Annotated in this window: 11 protein-coding genes; 5 read left to right on the top strand and 6 right to left on the bottom strand. The window is 70.8% G+C overall.

What is annotated here, in order from left to right:
• The first annotated feature begins 151 nt into the window (after positions 1–151).
• Both ABZ855_RS16485 and ABZ855_RS16490 read left to right on the top strand, forming a co-directional pair.
• Positions 152–1,855 carry an AMP-binding protein gene (locus ABZ855_RS16485; RefSeq protein WP_360807247.1) on the top strand — a complete coding sequence of 568 codons (1,704 nt, stop codon included), beginning with the start codon at positions 152–154 and terminating at the stop codon, positions 1,853–1,855.
• Positions 1,856–1,930: 75 nt separating this feature from the next.
• Positions 1,931–2,746, top strand: a complete 816-nt coding sequence (locus ABZ855_RS16490) for a PaaX family transcriptional regulator C-terminal domain-containing protein (RefSeq protein WP_360807249.1) — start codon at positions 1,931–1,933, stop codon at positions 2,744–2,746.
• Between the two features lie 24 nt (positions 2,747–2,770).
• Here the strand turns inward: ABZ855_RS16490 and ABZ855_RS16495 are convergent, their stop codons facing one another.
• Positions 2,771–5,062: a bifunctional salicylyl-CoA 5-hydroxylase/oxidoreductase gene (locus ABZ855_RS16495; protein WP_360807251.1), complete on the bottom strand. Its 2,292-nt coding sequence runs from the start codon at positions 5,060–5,062 to the stop codon at positions 2,771–2,773.
• Positions 5,059–5,889, bottom strand: coding sequence for an enoyl-CoA hydratase family protein (locus tag ABZ855_RS16500; protein ID WP_360807253.1), 831 nt, complete (start codon positions 5,887–5,889; stop codon positions 5,059–5,061). Before ABZ855_RS16500 ends, ABZ855_RS16495 begins: the two co-directional genes overlap by 4 nt.
• A 275-nt stretch (positions 5,890–6,164) precedes the next feature.
• Here ABZ855_RS16500 and ABZ855_RS16505 point away from each other — a divergent pair, with 275 nt between their 5' ends.
• The gene (locus ABZ855_RS16505) at positions 6,165–6,617 is read left to right on the top strand and encodes an ATP-binding protein (RefSeq protein WP_360807255.1); all 453 of its coding nucleotides are present in this window, start codon (positions 6,165–6,167) and stop codon (positions 6,615–6,617) included.
• A 176-nt stretch (positions 6,618–6,793) separates the two neighbouring features.
• Here the strand turns inward: ABZ855_RS16505 and argF are convergent, their stop codons facing one another.
• Positions 6,794–7,801, bottom strand: a complete 1,008-nt coding sequence (argF, locus tag ABZ855_RS16510) for an ornithine carbamoyltransferase (protein ID WP_360807257.1) — start codon at positions 7,799–7,801, stop codon at positions 6,794–6,796.
• A gap of 128 nt (positions 7,802–7,929) precedes the next feature.
• Positions 7,930–9,156 carry an arginine deiminase gene (locus ABZ855_RS16515; RefSeq protein ID WP_319199985.1) on the bottom strand — a complete coding sequence of 409 codons (1,227 nt, stop codon included), beginning with the start codon at positions 9,154–9,156 and terminating at the stop codon, positions 7,930–7,932.
• Between the two features lie 199 nt (positions 9,157–9,355).
• On the opposite strand from ABZ855_RS16515, the gene ABZ855_RS16520 reads away from it, so the two are divergent.
• Together ABZ855_RS16520 and ABZ855_RS16525 are read left to right on the top strand one after the other, a co-directional pair.
• Positions 9,356–10,357, top strand: a complete 1,002-nt coding sequence (locus ABZ855_RS16520; protein ID WP_360807260.1) for an SPFH domain-containing protein — start codon at positions 9,356–9,358, stop codon at positions 10,355–10,357.
• Positions 10,354–11,250 carry a hypothetical protein gene (locus ABZ855_RS16525; protein ID WP_360807262.1) on the top strand — a complete coding sequence of 299 codons (897 nt, stop codon included), beginning with the start codon at positions 10,354–10,356 and terminating at the stop codon, positions 11,248–11,250. The genes ABZ855_RS16520 and ABZ855_RS16525 overlap by 4 nt, the downstream gene beginning before the upstream one ends.
• A gap of 134 nt (positions 11,251–11,384) precedes the next feature.
• On the opposite strand, the gene ABZ855_RS16530 is transcribed toward ABZ855_RS16525, so the two are convergent.
• Both ABZ855_RS16530 and ABZ855_RS16535 read right to left on the bottom strand, forming a co-directional pair.
• Positions 11,385–13,994 (bottom strand): polynucleotide kinase-phosphatase, encoded by a 2,610-nt coding sequence (locus ABZ855_RS16530; protein WP_360807264.1) that lies wholly within the window; start codon positions 13,992–13,994, stop codon positions 11,385–11,387.
• Positions 13,991–15,502 carry a 3' terminal RNA ribose 2'-O-methyltransferase Hen1 gene (locus ABZ855_RS16535; RefSeq protein ID WP_360807266.1) on the bottom strand — a complete coding sequence of 504 codons (1,512 nt, stop codon included), beginning with the start codon at positions 15,500–15,502 and terminating at the stop codon, positions 13,991–13,993. Before ABZ855_RS16535 ends, ABZ855_RS16530 begins: the two co-directional genes overlap by 4 nt.
• Positions 15,503–15,505: the final 3 nt, after the last annotated feature.

Below are 15,505 nucleotides of genomic sequence, written 5' to 3' on the forward strand. Positions count from 1 at the left end.
CTCCGGGGCCGTCGTTCGCGGTCCCACCCCGACGGTATCGCGCACCGTTGACTGTCGTCACCAACACGATACGCTCCTGGGGCGAGCCCACCACTACGCCCACACGGCAAGGGGGCGAACCGCCATGGACCCCATGCGGCCAATGCAACCCATGCAGTCTGTGCAGCCCGCGCAGCCCATGCGGCCCCTGCGTCCGAGGCAGCCCGGACACGACGGGACCCCCGAGGACCGTGCGGACCTCGATGACCGCGCCGACCCCGCCCACCCGATCCCCTCGGCCCACGTCGACACCTTCGCGCGCGACCGTCTCCCGCCCCCGGACCAGTGGCCCCGCCTCCACTTCGACCTGCCCGAGCTGCGCTACCCCGACCGGCTGAACTGCGCGGCCGAGCTGCTGGAGGGCGCCGGTGACGATCACGGGCGCCCGGTGTTCCGTACCGCCTCCGGCGAGGTGTGGACGTACGGCGAGCTGCGCACCCGTGTCGACCGGGTCGCGCATGTCCTGACCCGGGATCTCGGGGTGGTGCCGGGCAACCGGGTCCTGCTGCGCGGCCCCACGACTCCATGGCTCGCGGCCTGCTGGCTGGCCGTGCTGAAGGCGGGCGCGGTCGCGGTCACCGTGCTGGCCCAGCAGCGGCCGCACGAGCTGCGCACGATGTGCGACATCGCCCAGGTGCGCCACGCCCTGTGCGACGTCCGGGCCCTCGACGATCTCACCGAGGCGGCGATACCGGGGCTGCGGATCATGCCGTACGGCGGTCACGGCCTCGACGACCTGCTGAACCGTCCGGTGCCCGGCACGCCGTACCCGGCCGTGGACACCGCGGCCGACGACGTGGCGCTGATCGCGTTCACGTCCGGCACCACCGGCCGCCCGAAGGGGTGCATGCACTTCCACCGGGACGTGCTCGCCGTCGCGGACACCTTCTCGCGGCATGTACTGAAACCGCGTGCCGACGACGTGTTCGCGGGCAGTCCGCCGCTCGGTTTCACCTTCGGGCTCGGCGGGCTCGTGGTCTTCCCGATGCGGGCCGGGGCGAGCGCGTTACTCCTCGAACAGGCGGGCCCCAGGCAGCTGTTGCCGGCCATCTCCGAGCATCGTGTGTCGGTGCTGTTCACGGCCCCGACCGCCTACCGCGCGATGCTCGACGAGCTGGACGCGTACGACACCGGTTCGCTGCGCCGCTGCGTCTCGGCGGGCGAGAACCTGCCCGCGGCCACCTGGCGGGCCTGGTACGAGCACACCGGCCTGCGCCTGATCAACGGTATCGGCGCGACCGAACTGCTGCACATCTTCATCTCGGCGGCCGACCAGGACATCAGGCCCGGCACGACCGGGATTCCGGTGCCGGGCTGGCACGCGCGCGTGCAGGACGAGAGCGGCGAACCGGTGCCGGACGGTACGCCCGGACTGCTCGCGGTGCGGGGCCCGGTCGGGTGCCGTTATCTCGCTGATCCGCGCCAGGCCGCGTATGTGCGGGACGGCTGGAACATCACCGGGGACACGTACGTCCGGGAGGGCGACGGCTACTTCCGGTACGTGGCACGGGCCGACGACATGATCATCTCGGCCGGGTACAACATCGCGGGCCCGGAGGTCGAGGAGGCGCTGCTGCGCCACCCGGACGTCGTGGAGACGGCCGTGGTGGGACGGGCGGACGAGGTGCGCGGACAGGTCGTGGTGGCGTACACCGTGCTCAAGGAGGGCGTACGACGGGACGCGGAGGCGCTGCGCGCGTTCGTCAAGGGGGAGCTGGCCCCGTACAAGTGTCCGCGCGAGATCGTCTTCCTGGACGCGCTGCCACGGACGGCGACGGGAAAGCTTCAGCGCTTCCGGCTGCGCGGGTTGAAGTGATCTTGACCAGAAATCAACCGCCGAGGGTAGTTGACCAGCGGAAATGGCGACGAGCAGTGATCCCGGCGGCCTAAAATGATCAACGTGTCCGAACAGCACGCCCCTCGGTCCCTCATCGTCACGCTCTACGGCGCCTACGGCCGCTTCATGCCCGGCCCGGTCCCCGTGGCCGAGCTGATCCGGCTCCTGGCCGCGGTTGGCGTCGACGCGCCCTCCGTACGGTCGTCCGTGTCCCGCCTCAAGCGGCGCGGCCTGCTCCTGCCCGCCCGTACGGCGCAGGGCGCGGCCGGGTACGAACTGTCGCCGGACGCCCGCCAGTTGCTCGAGGACGGTGACCGGCGTGTGTACGCCGCCGCGCCTCCCCCGCAGGACGAGGGCTGGGTGCTCGCCGTGTTCTCCGTCCCCGAGTCGGAGCGCCAGAAGCGCCATGTCCTGCGGTCCCGGCTGGCCGGACTCGGCTTCGGTACGGCGGCGCCGGGCGTGTGGGTGGCCCCGGCGCGCCTCTACGACGAGACCCGCCACACCTTGGAGCGGCTGCGCCTCGACGCGTACGTCGACTTCTTCCGCGGCGAGCACCTGGGGTTCGCCGCGACGGCCGAGGCGGTCTCCCGCTGGTGGGACCTGGCCGCCATCGCCAAGGAGCACGAGGCGTTCCTCGACCGTCACGCGCGCGTGCTGCACGACTGGGAGTCGCGCGAGGACACCCCGCCCGAGGAGGCGTACCGCGACTACCTGATGGCCCTGGACTCCTGGCGTCACCTGCCGTACACCGACCCCGGCCTGCCCGCACACCTACTGCCTGCCGACTGGCCGGGCGTCCGCTCGGCGGCCGTCTTCCAGGGGCTGCACACACGGCTGCGGGACGCGGGCGCCGCTTTCGCGGGGCTGTGACGCACTCGCACCCACGCACACGGGTCAACTCTCCAATGTGAGCCGGGGTTTGGGGGTGTCCGTGCGTCCGGTGCGCGGGCGTCGGCTGCCCGCGCGGTACGGTGCCGGCCAGCCGGCGCCCGGACCCTCGTACCCCTGCTCGGCTGCCGCGTGCAGGGTCCAGTTCGGGTCGTAGAGATGGGGGCGGGCCAGCGCGCACAGGTCTGTACGGCCCGCCAGGATCAGGGAGTTGACGTCGTCCCAGGAGGAGATCGCGCCGACCGCGACCACGGGGGCGCCGGTCTCGTGGCGGATCCGGTCCGCGAACGGGGTCTGGTACGAACGGCCGTACTCCGGACGCTCGTCGCCCACCACCTGACCGGTCGACACATCGATCGCGTCGGCGCCATGGTCGACGAAGGCGCGCGCGATCGAGACGGCGTCCTCGGCCGTCGTACCGCCGTCGGCCCAGTCCGTGGCCGAGATACGGACGGTCATGGGGCGGTCCTCGGGCCACATCTCCCGTACGGAGTCGAAGACTTCGAGGGGGAAGCGGAGCCGGGCGGTGAGCGGACCGCCGTAGGCGTCCGTGCGGTGGTTGGTGAGCGGGGAGAGGAAGCCGGAGAGCAAGTACCCGTGGGCGCAGTGGAGTTCGAGGAGATCGAAGTCGGCGTGCGCGGCTCGGCGCGCGGCTGACGTGAACTGCTCCCGAATGAGGCCGAGTTGGGCGACGGTCAACTCGTGCGGAGTCTGACTGCGCGGCCCGTACGGAATCGGGGACGCGGCGACCAGCGGCCAGTTGCCCTCCTCCAGCGGTTCGTCGATGCCCTCCCACATCAGCTTCGTCGAACCCTTGCGGCCGGAGTGGCCGAGCTGGATGCCGATCGCGGTGCCGGGGGCCCGCGCGTGCACGAAGGCGGTGACGCGCCGCCAGGCCTCGGCCTGCCCGTCCGTGTAGAGGCCGGCGCAACCCGGGGTGATGCGCCCTTCGGCGCTGACGCACACCATTTCGGTCATCACCAGGCCGGCGCCGCCCAGCGCTCTCGCGCCCAGGTGGACGAGGTGGAAGTCGCCGGGGACGCCGTCCGTGGCCGAGTACATGTCCATGGGGGACACGACGACACGGTTGCGGAGGGTCAGCCCGCGCAGCCGGAACGGCGTGAACATCGGCGGGGTGGCGGGAGGGCAGCCGAACTCCCGCTCGACCGAGGCGGTGAAGCGCGGGTCGCGCAGCCGCAGGTTGTCGTGCGTGACCCGGCGGCTGCGAGTGAGGAGGTTGAACGCGAACTGGCGGGACGGCTGGTCGAGGTAGCGGGGCAGGTTCTCGAACCACTCCAGACTGGCGCGGGCCGCCCGCTGGGTGGACTCGACGACGGGCCGCCGCTCCGCCTCGTACGCCGCCAGCGCCTCGGCCAGGGTCGGCCGCTCCTCCAGGCAGGCGGCCAGCGCGAGGGCGTCCTCGACAGCGAGCTTGGTGCCGGAGCCGATGGAGAAGTGGGCGGTGTGGGCGGCGTCCCCGAGGAGCACGACGTTGCCGTGCGACCAGCGGTCGTTGACGACCGTACGGAACGTGGTCCACGCCGAATTGTTGGCGCGCAGCGGACGTCCGCCGAGGGCGTCCGCGAAGATCTTGGCGCAGCGTTCGACGGAGGCCGGCAGGTCGGTCTCGTCGAAACCGGCCGCCCGCCACACCTCCTCACGCATCTCGACGATCACGGTCGAGGCGTCGGCGGCGTACGGATATCCGTGGAGTTGCATCACGCCGTGCTCCGTCTCCGCGATCTCGAAGCGGAAGGCGTCGAAGGCGAAGTCGGCGGCGAGCCAGAGGTAGCGGCAGCGGTGGGTGGTCACCCTGGGCCGGAACTCCTGGGCGTAGGCGTCGCGGGTGGCGCTGTGGACGCCGTCCGCGGCGATGACCAGGTCGTACGTCTCTGCCAGCCGGGCCGGGTCCGGCGCTCGCGTACGGAAGCGCAGCTCGACGCCGAGTGAGCGGCAGCGGGCGTGCAGGATCTCCAGGAGCCGCCGCCGGCCGAGGGCGGCGAAGCCGTGTCCTCCGGAGGTGTGGCGGGTGGCACGGTGGACGATGTCGATGTCGTCCCAGCGGGTGAAGTGCCGGCGCAGGGCGTCGTAGACCACCGGGTCGGCGTGTTCTATGCCGCCGAGGGTCTCGTCGGAGAGCACGACTCCGAAGCCGAAAGTGTCGTCGGGGGCGTTGCGTTCCCAGAGGGTTATGTCGCGGTCGGGGCGGAGGCGTTTGAGGAGGGCGGCGGCATAGAGACCGCCGGGGCCGCCGCCGATGATCGCGACGCGGTCGGCCGCCTGGGAGGGAGGTTTCATCGGCCCCGCCATTTCGGGGGGCGTTTCTGCGTGAACGCCTCGTGGAACTCCCTGTAGTCCTCGCCTGTCATGAGGAGCGCCTGGGTCGCGGCGTCCAGTTCGACGGCTGCCGACAGCGGCATGTCCAGTTCGGCGGTGAGCAGCGCCTTCGTCTGGGCGTACGCCAGTGCCGGGCCCCCGGCGAGGCGGCCGGCCAGCGTCTGGGCGGCCTCGTCGGCGCGGCCCTCCTCGGTCAGCTCGCTGATCAGGCCGATGCGCTCCGCCTCCGGCGCCCGGACGGGCTCGCCCAGCATCAGCAGGCGGGTCGCGTGGCCGAGTCCGACGACCCTGGGCAGCAGATAGGCGGCGCCCATGTCCCCGCCGGAGAGGCCGACCCGGGTGAAGAGGAAGGCGAACCGCGCGGACGGATCGGCGACGCGGAAATCGGCGGCCAGCGCGAGAACCGCACCGGCGCCCGCCGCGACCCCGTGCACCGCCGCGATCACCGGGAACGGGCATTCCCGTACGGCCCGTACGACCTGCCCGGTCATCCGGTTGAAGTCGAGCAGCTGGGCGGTGTCCATGGAGAGGGTGGCGCCGATGATCTCGTCGACGTCACCGCCGGAGCAGAAACCGCGGCCTTCCCCCGCCAGCACCAGCGCCCGTACGGATCTCTCCCGGGACAGCTCGGCGAGCAGATCGCGCAGGTCGGCGTAGGCGCCGAAGGTGAGGGCGTTGAGTTTCTCGGGGCGGGCGAGGGTGACGGTGGCCACGCCGGTGAGGGTGACGTCCAGGCGGAGGTGACGCCAGGCGGAGGTGCGGGGGGTCGAGCCGGTGAAGGGACTCATGCGCGGTCTCCTCGGCGAACGGGGGACGGCTTCGCATGAATTTATCATCTGTCCGTGACTGTCGTCACGAGGGCGCGATAAGGCATGTGATCTCGATCCGGTCCCGTCACGAGGTGTCAATAGCGCGGTAACAGTGGGAGTGGGCGAGGGAGACGGGCCGTTGGTCTGGGTAAGTCGACGGTGAGCGGGGCCGAAGGTCCCCTCGGCGCCCGACCAGCGCCTCTGCCGGACCCCGCCGTACCATTCCCATTGTTGAAAGCAGGACAGCCTGCTCCATGAACGGAACCGCCGTGCAAGAACCCCCCGCCCCCGCCTCCTGGCGTATCGCCCTGCCGCACACCGCCGCGGCGGTGCCTGTCGCCCGCGCGCTGGTTCGCACGGCTCTGGCCGAGCTGGAACACGCGGCGGCGGACTGTGACACGGCGGAGCTGCTCACCGCGGAGCTGGTGGCGAACGCCGTGGAGCATACGGCGGGCAGCGCGCCGATAGAGCTGGTGGTGGAGCTGTTGCCGACCAGCTGTCAGGTGGAGGTGCACGATCCCGATCCGGCGCCGCCGGGGAATCTGACGCGGCCGGTGTCCGAGGAGCCGGATCCTTGGCAGGAGCATGGGCGGGGGCTGCTGCTGATTCGGACACTGAGCTCGTCGTGCGGCCACCGGCCGACGGCATCGGGCAAGGCGGTGTGGTTCAGGGTCCCGGTGGTACCGGCCCAGTGGCACCGGGCGTAGGGGTTTTCGCCCCCGCCGCCCCGAACCCCCGCTCCTCAAACGCCGGAGGGGCTAGATTTTCAGCCCGTCCGGCGTTTGAGGACAAGGCCCGTTCAGGGCCATAGGGGGGTCTGGGGGCGCAGCCCCCAGGGACAGGATGGGACGGGTAGGGGCGGCGAGGGCGGGAAAACCGGACCTCAGCCCAGCGTCGCGACCAGTACCGCCTTGATCGTGTGCAGCCGGTTCTCCGCCTCGTCGAACACCACCGAGTGCCCCGACTCGAACACCTCGTCCGTGACCTCCAGCGACTCCAGCCCGTACGTCTCGTATATCTCGCGCCCCACCTTCGTCCCGAGATCATGAAACGCCGGCAGACAGTGCAGGAACTTCACCACCGCGTTCCCCGTCGCCCGCAGCACATCCATCGTCACCGCGTACCCCGCCAACGCCGCGATCCGCTCCGCCCACACCGCCTTGGGCTCCCCCATCGACACCCACACGTCGGTGGCGACGAAGTCGACACCCCGCACCCCCTCCGCCACCTCCTCGGTCAGCGTCACCCGCGCACCGCTCGCCTCCGCCAGCTTCCGCGCGTCGGCGACGATGTCCTCGGCGGGCCAGTAGGCCCGCGGCGCGACGATCCGTACGTCCATGCCGAGCAGTGCGCCGGTGATCAGATATGAGTTGCCCATGTTGAAGCGCGCGTCGCCCAGGTAGGCGAAGGCGATCTCCTTCAACGGCTTGTCGCTGTGCTCGGTCATCGTCAGTACGTCGGCCAGCATCTGGGTGGGGTGCCAGTCGTCGGTCAGACCGTTGAACACCGGGACGCCCGCGTACGCGGCGAGCTCCTCCACCGCGGCCTGGCTGTCGCCCCGGAACTCGATCCCGTCGTACATCCGCCCGAGCACCCGGGCGGTGTCCTTCACGGACTCCTTGTGCCCCATCTGCGAGCCCGACGGGTCCAGGTACGTCGTCGAGGCGCCCTGGTCCGCCGCCGCGACCTCGAACGCGCAGCGCGTACGCGTCGAGGTCTTCTCGAAGATCAGCGCGATGTTCTTCCCCGCCAGGTACCGCGTCTCGGCCCCGGCCTTCTTCGCGGCCTTCAGCTCGGCGGCGAGGTCGAGGAGCCCCCGGAACTCCTCCTCGGTGAAGTCGAGCTCCTTGAGGAAGTGGCGCCCGGCGAGGGCGGTCGGGACAGTCGCCATGGGGGGGCACTCCTGGTGATCCGGCAGGACTTACATGACATCGCAACAACAGACGAATGGAAGTCTATACGACGACTTACATTTCTATGCGGACACGGAAGCCCGTTTACAGGACGGGACGGCTTGGCTCACACCACCGCGTCCCGCTGCACCGGACAGCTCATACAGCGCGGCCCGCCCCTCCCCCGCCCCAGCTCACTGCCCGGGATCTCTATCACCTCGAGCCCCTGCTTGCGCAGATGTGTGTTCGTGGTCGCGTTGCGCTCGTAGGCGACGACCACGCCCGGCTCGACGGCGAGGACGTTGCAGCCGTCGTCCCACTGCTCGCGCTCCGCCGCGTGCACGTCCTGGGTCGCGGTCAGGACGCGGATCTCGCTCAGCCCGAGCGCGGCGGCGATCGCCCGGTGCATGTGCTCCGGCGGATGGTCGGTGACCTTCAACTCCTTGTCTCCGACGCCCGGTTCGATGGTGTACGAGCGGAGCATGCCGAGGCCTGCGTACTGGGTGAAGGTGTCGCCGTCGACCATCGTCATCACCGTGTCGAGGTGCATGAACGCGCGCCGTTTGGGCATGTCGAGCGCCACGATCGTCTCGGCCGAACCGGCGGCGAAGAGCTTGTGCGCGAGCATCTCGACCGCCTGGGGCGTGGTCCGCTCGCTCATGCCGATGAGTACGGCGCCGTTGCCGATGACGAGCACGTCACCGCCCTCGATGGTGGAGGGGTAGTCCGCCTGTCCCTCCGACCAGAGGCGGAAGGTTTCGTCACGGAAGAGCGGGTGGTGCCGGTAGATCGCCTCGAAGTGCACGGTCTCCCGCTGGCGCGCGGGCCAGCGCATCGCGTTGATGGAGACGCCGTCGTAGATCCAGGCGGAGGTGTCGCGGGTGAAGAGATGGTTGGGGAGGGGGCCGAGGAGGAAGTCGTCCAGGTCCATGACATGGAAGCGGACCGAGGTCGGTTCCGCGTGCGCGGCGAGGAACTCGCGCTTGGTGATACCGCCGACGAGGAGTTCGGCCAGCTCGGCGGCGGCCAGGTTCTCGAAGGCGGCGCGGAGATGGTCGGTGGCGAGCGGCCCGTACTCCTTCTCGTCGAAGACGCGGTCCAGTACGAGGGTGCGGGCCGCCGGGATCGCCAGGGCCTCGGTGAGCAGGTCGCCGAAGAGGTGGACGGCGACGCCACGGTCACGCAGGACGTCGGCGAAGCCGTCGTGCTCGGCGCGCGCCCGGCGCACCCACAGGACGTCGTCGAAGAGAAGGGCGTCCTTGTTGCTGGGGGTGAGCCTTTTGAGCTCTAGATCCGGCCGGTGCAGGATGACGCGGCGCAGCCGCCCGGCCTCGGAGTCGACGTGGAATCCCATGCCTCCATCCTGACCACTTCGCACCCTGTTCACCCGCTGGTCGACGGTATATGTGCGATAACCCTCTCCCTCCCGCTTCCCCCCTCCCGCTCCTCCCTCCCACTCCCCATCTCGTCCTCTTGACGATAAGGAGGCCGACCGCATATCGTCCACGTGACGACAAGTGGTGCCCCACCACGAGGGAATGGAAGACAGGCACATGGCCGACATCACCCGGCGCTTCGGCTGGCGCCATCTGCGCGGCACACCCACGGCCCACATCCGCCACCACCGCTCCGGCCGACTGGCGCACGACGGTCCCGGACTCAGCTTCTGGTTCCGCGCACTGACCGCCACCCTCTCCGAAGTCCCGGTCGACGACCGGGAGTTGGCGATGACCTTCCACGCCCGTACGTCGGACTTCCAGGACGTGACGGTCCAGGCGACCGTCACCTACCGGATCAGCGACCCCGCCCTGGCCGCCGGCCGCCTCGACTTCTCCGTCGACCCGGACACCGGAGTCTGGCGGAGCGCGCCCCTGGAGCAGCTGGCGACCCTGCTGACGGAGACGGCCCAGCAGCACGCTCTGGACGTCCTGGCCCGTACGGCACTGTCGTCCGCGCTGGTCGACGGGGTGGCGTCGGTGCGGGAGCGGGTCTCGGCGGGGCTGGCCGCCGAGCCGCGGCTGCCGGCCACGGGCATCGAGGTCGTGGCGGTGCGGGTGGTGGCGCTGCGGCCGGAGCCCGAGGTGGAGCGGGCGCTGCGGACTCCCGCCCGCGAACTGATCCAGCAGGAGGCCGACCGGGCGACGTACGAACGCCGTGCGGTCGCCGTGGAGCGCGAGCGGGCCATCGCCGAGAACGAACTCGCCAGCCAGATCGAACTCGCCCGCAGGGAGGAGCAGTTGGTCGACCAGCGGGGTACGAACGCCCGCCGGGAAGCCGAGGAGTACGCGGCGGCCGACGCGGTACGGGCGGACGCCGAGGCGGCACGCGTCATACGGTTGGCGGAGGCCGAGGCCGAGAGCGTGCGCGGAGTGGGCGAGGCGCGGGCCCAGGCCCAGGTGGCGTGGCTGCAGGCCCACGCCGACGCGGATGTGACGCTGCTGAACGCCCTGACGGGCACGCGGCTCGCCGAGAACCTGCCCCGGATCGACAGCGTGACGGTGTCGCCGGACGTACTGACCGGCCTGCTCGCGAAGCTGGGCGGAGCACAGCAGTGAGTCTCGCTCCCCGGGCCGTCCTGGTCCATCGCACCACGGAGTACGAGGAGTTGGTGGCCCGGCACGGCACGCACGGCCAGGCCGCCTTCTTTCTGCGCTCGCGGGGCCGGGACATCGAGGAGATCGCCGAACGCCACCGCCGGACCCGTCGGTCCATGGCGGAGGTGACGGCGGCGATACCCCTGACCTGGCGTCAGACCCAGGTGGAGCGGGCCGACTTGGACCGTTTCCTCTTCGGCCCCGAGGACGTGGTCGTCGTGGTCGGGCAGGACGGGCTGGTGGCGAATGTCGCCAAGTACCTCACGGGACAGCCGGTTGTAGGGGTCGACACCGACCCCGGGCGCAATCCCGGAGTGCTGGTGCGACACCGACCGGAGTCGGTGGCGGGCCTACTGCCCGCGGCGCTGGCGCGGGGCACCGGCGCCGACGAACTCACCATGGTCGAGGCGGTGGCCGACGACACGCAGCGGCTGGTCGCCCTCAACGAGATCTACCTGGGGGCACCCGGCCACCAGACGGTCCGGTACCGCCTGGGTCTCGACGACGACAGGGGTGCCGTCGAGGCCCAGGCCTCCTCCGGGGTGCTGGTGGGGACGGGGACCGGGGCGAGCGGATGGCTGCGCTCACTGTGGCAGGAACGCGGCGCGACCCTCCCCCTGCCCCGCCCCACCGACGACCGCCTCCTGTGGTTCGTACGGGAGGCATGGCCGTCCCCGGCCACGGGAACGTCCCTGGTGGCGGGCGAACTGGCGGCAGGCTCCGCCCTCCACCTCACAGTGGAGTCGGAACGCCTGGTCGCCTTCGGCGACGGAATGGAACAGGACGCGGTACAGCTGACATGGGGCCAGAGGGTCCGGGTCGGGGTGTGCACGGAGAGACTCCGACTCCTGTAGCCCTCTTCTTTTAGCCCGTCCGGCGTTTGAGGACGAGGCCCGTTCAGGGCCGAAGGGGGGTCTGGGGGCGCAGCCCCCAGGTTCAGGATGGGATGGGTAGGGGCGGCGGGGGCGAAAACACCCCCGCCGCACACCTACAGCCGCGGATCCACCGGCTCGGACTCCAACGCCAACACCCCGAACACAGCCTCATGCACCCGCCACAACGGCTCCCCCTCCGCCATCCGGTCCAACGCCTCCAACCCCAACGCATACTCCCTGATCGCCAGCGACCGCTTGTGATTCAGAAACCGCCCCCGCAGCCGCCCAAGGTTCTCCGGCCGCGTGTACTCCGGCCCGTAAATGATCCGCAGATACTCCCGCCCCCGGCACTTGATCCCGGGCTGCACGAGCCGCCCCTTCCCATCACGCACCACCCCGCCCAGCGGCTTGACGACCATGCCCTCACCACCCCGCCCGGTCATCTCCAGCCACCAGTCGACACCGGCCCGCACCGACTCCGCGTCCCCGGTGTCGACGTACAGCCGACGCGTCGTCTGCAGCAGACCCGTACCGTCGCTCTCCACGAGCCGGTCCAGCAGGGCGAGTTGCTCGTCGTGAGGAAGCCCCGCCAGGCTGCGCCCCTCCGTCGCGAGGACCTGGAAGGGCGCCAGCCGGACCCCGTCCAGCCCTTCCGTGGGCCAGCAGTAACGCCGGTAGGCCGCCGTGAACGCCGAGGCGTCCGAGGCCCGTTCACGCTGGCGCGCGAGCAGGTCCCCCACGTCGATGCCCCGCGCCGCGACACCCTCCAGCGCGGCGAGCACCCCCGGGAACACCGCTCCGGAGGCGGCGCCGACCGCCGCGTACTGCGACCGCAGCAGTCCGGTCGCCTTCAGCGACCACGGCATCAACTCGGCGTCCAGGAGCAGCCAGTCGGTGGCGAGGTCCTCCCACAGGCCGGCCGTGTCCGCCGCCGCCCGTACGCGGCCGAGGATCTCCTCGGTCACCGCCGGGTCGTCGACGAACGGCCGCCCGGTACGGGTGTACAGCGCGCCGGTCGGGCCGTTGGCGTCCTCCCCGGCACCTCCACCCCCACCGTGCACACCGAACCGTTTCCGGGCCACTTCCGCGTCCCGGCACACCAGGACCACCGCCCGCGACCCCATGTGCTTCTCCTCGCACACGACCCGCTCGACGCCGTCCGCCCGGTACTGCTCGAACGCCTCCGCCGGGTGCTCCAGATAGCCTTCCACCTGGGAAGTCGCCGTCGGAGCCATCGTGGGCGGCAGGTAGGGCAGCAGCCGCGGGTCCACCGCGAAGCGGCTCATGACCTCCAGGGCCGCCGCCGCGTTCTCCTCCCGTACGGTGATCCGGCCCGCGTGACGCGTCTCCACGACCCGGCGGCCGTGGACGTCCGCCAGGTCCAGCGGGCGGCCGTCGTGCCCGCCCGGCGCCTCCGACCGCAGCGGCCTGACCGGCTCGTACCAGACCTGCTCCGCCGGTACGTCGACCAGTTCCCGCTCCGGCCAGCGCAGCGCGGTCAGCTTGCCGCCGAACACGGCACCCGTGTCGAGGCAGATGGTGTTGTTCAGCCAACTGGCCTCCGGGACAGGCGTGTGACCGTAGACGACCGCAGCCCGGCCCCGGTAGTCCTCCGCCCACGGGTAGCGCACCGGCAGGCCGAACTCGTCGGTCTCGCCGGTGGTTTCGCCGTACAGCGCGTGCGAGCGGACCCGGCCGGACGTACGGCCGTGGTACTTCTCGGGCAGACCGGCGTGGCAGACCACCAGGCGTCCGCCGTCCAGGACGTAGTGGCTGACCAGACCGTCGATGAACTCCCTTACCCGGGCCCGGAACTCGTCGCTCTCGCCGGTCATCTGCTCGATGGTCTCGGCGAGGCCGTGCGTGTGCTGGACCTTGCGGCCCTTGAGGTGGCGGCCGTACTTGTTCTCGTGGTTGCCGGGCACGCACAGGGCGTTGCCCGAGCCGACCATGGCCATCACGCGGCGCAGGACACCCGGGCTGTCCGGCCCGCGGTCGACGAGGTCACCCACGAAGACGGCGGTACGGCCGGCCGGGTGCACCCCGTCCTCGTAGCCCAACTTGCCGAGCAGTGACTCCAGTTCGGACGCGCAGCCGTGGATGTCGCCGATGATGTCGAAGGGGCCGGTGAGGTGGGTCAGGTCGTTGAAGCGCTTCTCGGTACGGACCTCGGCGCCGTCGATCTCCTCCACTCCGCGCAGGACGTGCACCTTGCGGAATCCCTCGCGCTCCAAGTGGCGCAGGGAGCGCCGGAGTTCGCGGATGTGGCGGTGGATGACCCGGCGCGGCATGTCGGCGCGGTCGGTGCGCTTGGCGTTGCGGTCGGCGCACACGTCGTCGGGCACGTCGAGGACGATGGCGATGGGCAGTACGTCGTACTGCCGCGCCAGCTCGATCAGCTGCTTCCGGCCGCTCTCCTGGACGTTGGTCGCGTCGACGACCGTACGGCGGCCCGCGGCGAGTCGCTTGCCGGCGATGTAGTGCAGGACGTCGAAGGCGTCACCGGAGGCGCTCTGGTCGTTCTCGTCGTCGGCGACCAGGCCACGGCAGAAGTCCGAGGAGATGACCTCGGTCGGCTTGAAGTGCCGCCGGGCGAAGGTGGACTTGCCCGCGCCGGACGCCCCGATCAGCACGACGAGGGAGAGATCGGTGACGGGCAGCACGCGCCCCTTCTTCTCGACGCTCTCGCCGCTGTTCTCGACGTCGCTCTCGATAGTGCTCATGCTGCCTTCGCCCCCTTCTCGTTCACGGTGTTGTCAGTTGTCGCGGTGGCTGTCGTGTCGGCGGTGTCGGTCTTCATCGTGAACACAGCCATCTGGGTGGGCGGACCCACTTCCGGGTCGTCGGGGCCGACAGCCACGAACTCCGCCTGATATCCGTGCCGTTCGGCCACCGCGCCCGCCCAGGCGCGGAACTCCTCACGCGTCCACTCGAAGCGGTGGTCGCTGTGGCGGCTGTGGCCGGCCGGGAGGGACTCCCAGCGCACGTTGTACTCGACGTTCGGCGTCGTCACGAGGACCGTGCGCGGGCGGGCCGCGCCGAACACCGCGTACTCCAGGGCGGGCAGCCGGGGCAGGTCGAGGTGTTCGACGACCTCGCACAGCACGGCGGCGTCGTACCCCTTGAGCCGCTTGTCGGTGTAGGCCAGCGAACCCTGGAGCAGCTTGACGCGCGAGGCCTGCCGCTCCCCCAGCCGGTCCAGCTTCAGCCGCCGTGAGGCGATGGTGAGCGCACGCATCGACACATCGACGCCGACGATCTCGGTGAACGCCGGGTCCTTGAGCAGCGCCTGCACCAACTGGCCCTGCCCGCACCCGAGATCGAGCACCCGGGCGGACCCGGACGCCTTCAGCGCGGAGATGATCGCGTCCCGGCGCTGCACGGAGAGCGAAGTCGGCTTCGCCTCTGTCTCCGTCTCGTCCTCGACGGCGTTGTCGATCTCCTCGACGTCGCTGTCGTCGGCCTCGGCCAGCCGGACCAGCTCGAGGCGTTCCATCGCCTCCCGGGTCAGCGACCAACGGCGGGACAGATAGCGGCTGGTGATCAGTTTCTGTTCCGGGTGCGCGGGCAGCCAGCCCTCGCCGGCCCGCAGCAGTTTGTCGACCTCGTCGGGTGCGACCCAGTAGTGCTTGGCGTCGTCGAGGACCGGCAGCAGGACGTACAGATGACGAAGCGCCTCGGCGAGGGTCAGCGTGTCCGACTCGAGGACGAGTCGCACATAACGGGAGTCGCCCCAGTCCGGGAACTCCGTGTCCAGCGCGACCGGTTCGGCGGTCACCGTCCAGCCGAGCGGCTCGAAGAGCTTCCGTACGAGATCGGCGCCGCCCCGGGCGGGCAGCGCGGGCACCTCGATGCTCAACGGACGCGCCTGGTCGGGGAGTTCGGGCTTCGCCCGGCACTGGCCCTTCATCGCGCTGCTGAACACGGCGCTGAGCGCGACCGCGAGCAGCGAAGAGGCCGCGTACGGGCGGTCGTTGACGTACTGCGCGAGTGCCGCGTCGGGTGCGCCGCCGCGTCCCTTGCCCTTGCCGCGCCGGACCAGCGCCACGGCGTCGACCTCCAGCAGCAGCGCCGCCGTGCAGCGCTCGGCGGACGCCTCAGGGTAGAGGACGTGCGCGGTGCCGTAGGAGGTGGAGAACGTCTGCGCGTTGTCGGGATGCTTGTGCAGCAGGTAGCCGAGGTCGGTCGCGGGGCGTTCAGGGGTGCCGGTGGTGCTGATTGTCAGGAACACGGT

It is taken from the genome of Streptomyces sp. NPDC047042, assembly GCF_040644035.1.
In the GTDB taxonomy this organism is placed as follows: Bacteria; Actinomycetota; Actinomycetes; order Streptomycetales; family Streptomycetaceae; genus Streptomyces.

Excerpts from the sequence above, each read along its gene's own strand:
- ABZ855_RS16485 (WP_360807247.1), top strand. The coding sequence starts at position 152 with ATGCAGTCTGTGCAGCCCGCGCAGCCCATGCGGCCCCTGCGTCCGAGG.
- ABZ855_RS16490 (WP_360807249.1), top strand. The coding sequence starts at position 1,931 with ATGATCAACGTGTCCGAACAGCACGCCCCTCGGTCCCTCATCGTCACG.
- ABZ855_RS16495 (WP_360807251.1), bottom strand. The coding sequence starts at position 5,062 with ATGAAACCTCCCTCCCAGGCGGCCGACCGCGTCGCGATCATCGGCGGC.
- ABZ855_RS16500 (WP_360807253.1), bottom strand. The coding sequence starts at position 5,889 with ATGAGTCCCTTCACCGGCTCGACCCCCCGCACCTCCGCCTGGCGTCAC.
- ABZ855_RS16505 (WP_360807255.1), top strand. The coding sequence starts at position 6,165 with ATGAACGGAACCGCCGTGCAAGAACCCCCCGCCCCCGCCTCCTGGCGT.
- argF (WP_360807257.1), bottom strand. The coding sequence starts at position 7,801 with ATGGCGACTGTCCCGACCGCCCTCGCCGGGCGCCACTTCCTCAAGGAG.
- ABZ855_RS16515 (WP_319199985.1), bottom strand. The coding sequence starts at position 9,156 with ATGGGATTCCACGTCGACTCCGAGGCCGGGCGGCTGCGCCGCGTCATC.
- ABZ855_RS16520 (WP_360807260.1), top strand. The coding sequence starts at position 9,356 with ATGGCCGACATCACCCGGCGCTTCGGCTGGCGCCATCTGCGCGGCACA.
- ABZ855_RS16530 (WP_360807264.1), bottom strand. The coding sequence starts at position 13,994 with ATGAGCACTATCGAGAGCGACGTCGAGAACAGCGGCGAGAGCGTCGAG.